The organism is Mesorhizobium sp. M0701 (assembly GCF_040320365.1).
Classification (GTDB): Bacteria; Pseudomonadota; Alphaproteobacteria; order Rhizobiales; family Rhizobiaceae; genus Mesorhizobium.
In genome coordinates this window covers 42737-49330 of record NZ_JAMYPO010000048.1, presented here as the reverse complement: position 1 = coordinate 49330, position 6594 = coordinate 42737, and the positions used below count along the sequence as shown (strand labels likewise).

6 protein-coding genes are annotated in these 6594 nt (G+C 62.3%); 1 reads left to right on the top strand and 5 read right to left on the bottom strand.

What is annotated here, in order from left to right:
- Positions 1-210: 210 nt before the first annotated feature.
- Genes NKI24_RS30345 through NKI24_RS30330 form a run of 4 tightly spaced genes read right to left on the bottom strand, consistent with a single transcriptional unit; the run spans position 211 to position 4293 of the window.
- Complete coding sequence (locus NKI24_RS30345) at positions 211-864, bottom strand: ABC-type transport auxiliary lipoprotein family protein (protein ID WP_352742602.1); 654 nt, start codon at positions 862-864, stop codon at positions 211-213.
- 37 nt (positions 865-901) lie between these two features.
- Positions 902-2275 (bottom strand): MlaD family protein, encoded by a 1374-nt coding sequence (locus NKI24_RS30340; protein ID WP_352540616.1) that lies wholly within the window; start codon positions 2273-2275, stop codon positions 902-904.
- A gap of 13 nt (positions 2276-2288) precedes the next feature.
- Positions 2289-3107: an ABC transporter ATP-binding protein gene (locus NKI24_RS30335; RefSeq protein ID WP_352471729.1), complete on the bottom strand. Its 819-nt coding sequence runs from the start codon at positions 3105-3107 to the stop codon at positions 2289-2291.
- 1 nt (position 3108) lies between these two features.
- Positions 3109-4293: an ABC transporter permease gene (locus NKI24_RS30330; protein ID WP_352540617.1), complete on the bottom strand. Its 1185-nt coding sequence runs from the start codon at positions 4291-4293 to the stop codon at positions 3109-3111.
- Positions 4294-4371: 78 nt separating this feature from the next.
- Here NKI24_RS30330 and dgcA point away from each other — a divergent pair, with 78 nt between their 5' ends.
- Complete coding sequence (gene dgcA, locus NKI24_RS30325; RefSeq protein WP_352502484.1) at positions 4372-5355, top strand: N-acetyl-D-Glu racemase DgcA; 984 nt, start codon at positions 4372-4374, stop codon at positions 5353-5355.
- Here dgcA and NKI24_RS30320 read toward each other — a convergent pair.
- Entirely contained in the window at positions 5326-6543 is a 1218-nt protein-coding gene (locus tag NKI24_RS30320) for an MFS transporter (RefSeq protein WP_352540619.1), read from the bottom strand. The genes dgcA and NKI24_RS30320 overlap by 30 nt on opposite strands.
- Positions 6544-6594: the final 51 nt, after the last annotated feature.

Here is a 6594-nt window from a genome sequence, read left to right as displayed (position 1 = left end):
GGTCGCGTCATCCGATGCTGGCCTCCACTCCAGCCAGCATCTTGAATCACAAAACCGACTGATCCGGAATCCCCTTCGATTCCGTTAAATCAGGAACCGCTCTAAGCGGCGGGACAGAGAACAAACGAAAAGGCGGGATTTCCCGCCTTTTTTATGCCGTACTGAATTCCATTGGCGCTGTAGAGTGCCGTGCCGGCAGTTCCGGCTGTGTCAGATCACGGTGTCCGTCCAGCGGACGATTTGCCCTGCCGCATCGCCGAACGCGGCATCGAGCGCGCCGACATAGGCCTGGTTGCCATTGCCCGAAACGGGCGCGATGGCGCTAAACGTCTTCGACGCCCGCACTTCACCGTTGCGATCGTTCAACAGGCGCACGAACAGCTCGACCTCGGCATGTTCGCCGCCGTCGACACGCACCTCGAACGAGCGGATCTCGACGATCACCTGATAGTCGATCGCCAGCCCCTCGCCTGGCTTGCCAACGCCGGTGAAGCTGCCCGAGCGCTGGAACGTCTCTGCCAGCCGCGCCTGTACGATCATCGGCAGCCGGTCGGCCCATTGCGCGCCCTTGAGATACTGGATCGATCGCGGCGATGGCTTAATGACGATGTTCTGGCTGTCCAGCGCCTTGAGCGCCGATGGCTGGGCGATGAGGATCTGGCGACGGCTGTGGGCACGCGCTTCCAGCGACGGCGCCGAAAGCTCGAACGTATCCAGCGGCGCCGGCTTGCCGCCCAGCGCCGCGCAGCCGGCGAGCGAAAGCGCCAGCAGTGCCACTCCGGCCTTGAACCCACTCGATCTGACGCTGCCTGAACTGATCGACTTCAAACGCGATCCCCCCCGGATCGTGGAAACAATGCGCATCTGCCAGCTATGTTCTTGCGGTGGGCGCAGGCCGAAGTCAACGGCGCACCCTGCCGTCGAACTGCCGGACCTCACCCTCGCCGCCGGACAGGATCCGCTGTGGATTGCGGCTGAGGTCGGTCACCGCCTCTTCGATGCGGTTGATCGAACGACGGCTGTCCTGGACCAGCGATTCGACGTTTTGCAGCCCCTGTCCCGAGAACCGCGCCAGATTGTCGGTGATGGTGCCGAGGCGGGCGTTCAGCGTGTCGGCGACCTGCTTGAACGATTTGAGCGTCGCCCTCGCATCGGCCATGACGCCGTCGGCCTGACCGGAGCCGAGCAGTTTGTCGACCTTGGCAAGGATACCGTCGACTCGCACCGAGGCATCGTTGAGGCGTCCTGCGAGCTGGTGCGCGTCTTTGATGGTTTCATCGATGTCGTCGGCTCGGTTTGCGAACTTGTTGGTCACCTTGGCGATGTCGGCGGCAGCCTCGTTGGCGTTTTCGCTGGCCTTCTGGATATTGGCCAGCGCGGTGCGAACCTCAGCCGGATCGATGCCGTCGAGAACGCCGTCGACCTTGGCCAGCGTGCCTTGCGTCTTCTGGGCGAAGTCGTTGATCGAGCCGACCGCGGTGTCCACGTTCTTGATGACCGTGTCGAACTGCTTGCTGGTTTCCTTCAGGTTGGAAGTGACTGTGTCGACATTGGCGACGATGCTCTTGATCTGGTCCTTGTCGACGGCGTTGAGTAGCCCTTCCGCCGCCTTCAGGGTGCCGTCGAGCTTGCCCGAAACACCCTTCAGTTCGTCCGCCAGCGAGCTGACGCTAGCCAGGAACTTGTCGACGCCGTCCGCATTCCTGGCCAGTGCATCGGAGAAGGTCTGGACATTGTTGACGGTCTGCGTCAGCGGCCCGCGAACATCCTTGGTGAAGCCTTCGAGCTCCGAAAGAACCTTGTCGGCGCGGGTGAAGATGTTCTGCGCCGTCTGCAGCAGGTTGGTGACCGCCGACGGATTGGCGACGATCTCGGCGACACGGCCTTCCTTTTCCGCCTCGTCGAGAAGTTTTGGCTCCTTGGGGTCGGCGCCCTTGAGCTCGATGTTGGCCTGGCCGGTGAGGCCGGCAAGCCCGATATCGGCCTGCGTCGACTTGGTGATAGGTGTATTCCGGTCTATTTCGGTGTCGGCGATAGCAGCGGTCGGATTGTCGACGTCGATATAGACACGGCGCACGTCGCCGACTTTGACGCCATTGAACAGCACGAAACTGCCACGGCCGAGCCCCGAAGCGGAGCCTGGAATGCGCACGCGCAGCACCGTCGTCTCACCCTTTTCGCCGATTGCCGCCGTCCAATAGACGAAAGCGAAAGCCGCGAGGATCGCGGCCAGCGTGAAAATGCCGACAATGACGTAGTTGGCCCTGGTTTCCATTGCTCACTTATGGCTATGCGCGCGCCGCAAGATCAAGTTGCCGGGCGCGTTTTCCGCGGAAATAGGATTTTACCCAGGGTTCCTCGCTCCTGAGCATGTCGTCGATCGTGCCCTCGACCAGCACTTTCTTTTTGCCAAGCACCGCCACGCGGTCGCACGCCGTAAACAGCGTGTCGAGATCGTGCGTGACCATATACACGGTCAAATCCATCGTATCGCGCAGCTTGACGACCAATTCGTCGAACTCAGCCGCGCTGATCGGATCGAGCCCGGACGTCGGTTCGTCGAGAAAAACGATGTCCGGGTCGAGTGCCAGGGCGCGCGCCAGCGCAGCACGCTTGATCATGCCGCCCGAGAGCTCGGAGGGGAATTTCTGCGCCGCATCCGGCGGCAATCCGACCAGCTCGACCTTGAGCATGGCAAGTTCGTCCATCAGCTTCTTCGGCAAATCGAGATATTCGCGCATCGGCACCTGAACGTTTTCGAGGACCGTCAGCGCCGAAAAAAGGGCGCCATGCTGGAACAGCACGCCAAGCCGCATGTCGATGCGAAGGCGCTCCCTTTCGGTTGCCTTCTCGACGTCGACGCCGAACAGTTTGATTGTTCCCGATTGCTTGCGCGTCAAGCCAAGGATGGTGCGCAAGAGAACAGATTTGCCGGCACCCGAGGCACCGACGAAGCCGAGAATCTCCCCGCGCCAGATATCGAGCGACAATTTGTCGAGAACAACCTGGTCGGCGAACGACACCGTGATGTCGTGCGCCGACAGCACGATCTCGTCTTCTTTGGCCTTCGCCGCCACCTTGGTCGTGTTTGTGCCCGGCAGCGCCATGTCAGAACTCGATCGCTGCATAGAACATGGCGAAAAGCCCGTCGAGGATAATAACCACGAAGATCGACTTCACCACTGAGGCGGTCACATGCTGGCCAAGCGATTCGGCGCTGCCGCCAACCTTCATGCCCTCGACCGAGGCAATTATGCCGATGATCATGGCCATGAACGGCGCCTTGATCAGGCCGGCAAAGATGGTGCTGAGGTCGATTGCGACACGCAGCCGGTCGATGAACGCTGCCGGTGCAATATCGGAGTAGAGCCATGCAGCCAAAATGCCGCCGCCCAGTGCGGCAAAGTTGGCGATGATCGTCAGGCAAGGCAACGCGACGACCAGCGCGACGAGCCGCGGAAACACCAGCACGCCGATTGGATTAAGGCCGATCACCTTCAGCGCATCGACCTCCTCGCGCATCTTCATCGAGCCGATCTCGGCGGTGATCGCACTGCCGGAGCGGCCGGCGATCATGATCGCCGTCATCAAAACGCCGAGCTCGCGCAGGATCAGCACGCCGACCAGGTCGACGACGAAGATGTCGGCGCCGAAATAACTGAGCTGATAGGCGCCTTGCTGGGCGACGATCGCACCGACGATGGCCGACATCAGCACGACCACCGGTATGGCGCCGACACCCATGCGATCGATCTGGTTGAAGATCGCCGCCATGTTGACGGCATGGCCGCGGCCAAGCTTCATCTGAGAGCCGCGTATCGTGGCGCCGAGGATATTCATTGCGGCCAGGAAATCGTCGCGCATCTCATAAACGCGCCGACCTACCGCCTCGAGCCCGCGAATGATGAAGTTGGGCGGCTTTGCCGGACCTGATTCGGGCTCGCGACGAACGGCGTCCCCGACGGCGCCAAGCAGGATCGAGGCGATCTCGCTCTGCCCCTGCATCGTGATCTCGACGCCCTTTTTTTCGAAGCTGCTGACCAGGCGGTCGATCAGCCACGCCCCGGCAGTGTCCATCTTCTCGATTTGTGAAAGGTCGAGCGCCAGCGTCTTGAAGCCGCCGCGCTTCTCGATCTTGCGCATCTCGGCATCGACCAGCGCCACGGTACGTGTCGTCCAGGTTCCCGAGAAAGCGCAGCCGAGAACGTCGCCCTCCTCGCCGATCGCGATGCGCGGCTGGTGGTCGGGCTCCTTGGCAGGGCCGCTTGCGTCGCGTTTGCGGATGGTCAACATGGCGTCCTGTTTAGCCTGACGGGGCCGACCTGTCGATTTGCCGACATCCTCCTTGTTGCACAGCCGGAGCAGAAAAATATGGCGCGTGTCATTTCGGTCGAGGCCGAGCGCTTTCCGATAGCCGGGACCTTTACCATTTCGCGCGGCTCGAAGACCGAAGCGGAGGTGATTTCCTGCGCTATCACCGAAAACGGCCGTACAGGACGCGGCGAATGCGTCCCTTACAAGCGCTATGGCGAAACCATGGAGGGTGTGCGCGACGCGATCGAGGCGATGCGCAGCGAGATCGCGCACGGCATCAGCCGCATCGCCCTGCTCGATGCCATGCCTGCCGGCGCGGCACGCAACGCCATCGATTGCGCGCTCTGGGACCTGGAAGCGAAGATCAGCGGAACACCGGTGGCGCATACGATACGAACCGTTCCGTTACGACCGCTCGAGACTGCGTATACATTGTCGCTCGCCGAGCCGGAGGCGATGGCGGCGCAGGCCCGCGCCAACGCCCAGCGCCCGCTACTCAAGGTCAAGATCGGCGGCGACAACGACATCGCGCGCATCCGTGCAGTGACGGCGGCAGCACCCGACAGCCGAATCATTCTCGACGCCAACGAGGGCTGGAATAACGACAACATCGTCGCAAACCTCGCCTTTGCCGCCGAGCACGGTATCGCCTTGATCGAACAGCCGCTGCCGGCGGGACATGACAGTATTCTTCGCCACATCGCGCATCCGGTACCGATCTGTGCCGACGAAAGCGTGCACGAGGCGAAGGACCTTGAAGCACTTGTCGGCCTTTACGACGCCGTCAACATCAAGCTCGACAAATCGGGTGGCCTGACCGCTGCACTCGTGCTTCGCGACCGCGCCCGCGAACTGGCTCTTGGTGTCATGGTCGGCTGTATGGTCGGCACATCGCTTGCGATGGCGCCGGCCGTGCTGTTGGCGCAGGATGCCGATTTCGTCGATCTCGACGGTCCGCTGCTGCTGGCCCGCGACCGCGTTCCCGGTCTCGTCTACCAAGGTTCGCTGGTGTCACCGCCCGAGCGGGCGCTGTGGGGCTGAACGCGCGGCAAGCCCGATCAGAGCCAGGCCCGTCAGGGCGATCGGGATCATCGCAAAGAAGCCATTCGCGCCGAAGCGGTCGTAAAGAGGACCGGAAATCAGCGTCGCCGCCGCCATGAAGAAGCCATTGGAGAAGTAGGCGATGCCTTGCGCCGCCCCGGTGCGTTCTTCCGCGACCGTCTCACCGATCATCTTTTGCAGGCCGATCAGCACCAGCGCCACCGAAACCGCGTGCAGCGTCTGGATCGCGAAAAACCCGCCAACGCCAAGCCCAAGCGGCCAGATCAGCGGAAAGGCGAACCAGCGCACGATCGCGCCGATCCCGGCAATCAGCATGATCGAGACGACCGAGAAGGAGGCGAAAGCGCGGGTGAAAACGACGAACATGCATATCTCGGCGACGACGCCCCACCCCCACAGAAGCCCGACAACCGAATCGCTGATGCCGATCGACTTCCAGTAGATCGACACGAAACCGTAGAGAAATGCGTGGCTGGCGGTGATGACGCCGACGCCTGTCGAAAAATAGAGGAAGTACCGGTTGAGGAGTTTCGGTGCCGATTGCTGGATATCGGCGGCCGAAAGCGGCGAGGCGCGGCGTGGACGGCCAAGGCGCGGCGCAATCAGTCCGGCGGCTAGCGCGGCACACAGCGCCGCGAAGATGATCACCGGGACAGCCTGGGCACCGCTCGCCGACAGGATGAAACCGCCGGCGAGATTGGCACAGAGATAGGAGATCGAGCCCCATTTGCGCATGCTTGCGTAATTCGAGCCGAAGCGGCGAACACCTGAAAGGGCGAGCGAATCGGCAATCGGCGAATGCGGCGTCCAGACGACCGTCAGGGCCAGCGACACGGCAAGTACCGTTGCGTAGGTCGGCGGCAGGAGGTAGCCGGCGGACAGGATCAGCGATGCGGCGACCAGCGCAACATAGACATTGGCGCGGTCGCTCGCTTTGTCTGCGAGCGCAGTAAGAAAAGGCGTCGTCGCCACGCGCAGGAACATCGGCGCGGCGAGGATCACGGCTATCTGTTCGGCATGGAACCCCTTCGCCTGCAGCCACAGCGGGAAATACGGCACATGCGTCCCGAGCGGAACGAAGAGCGTAAAGAAGATCAAGCTCATGCGCAGTTCGAAATGGCGTGGCTTGACGAGCTGTTCGGGCGAAAGCGGCGGCAGCGAGGACATTGACAGGCGATCCGTCGGCACGGCATTCAGCCGGGTCGGCCCGCCACACCT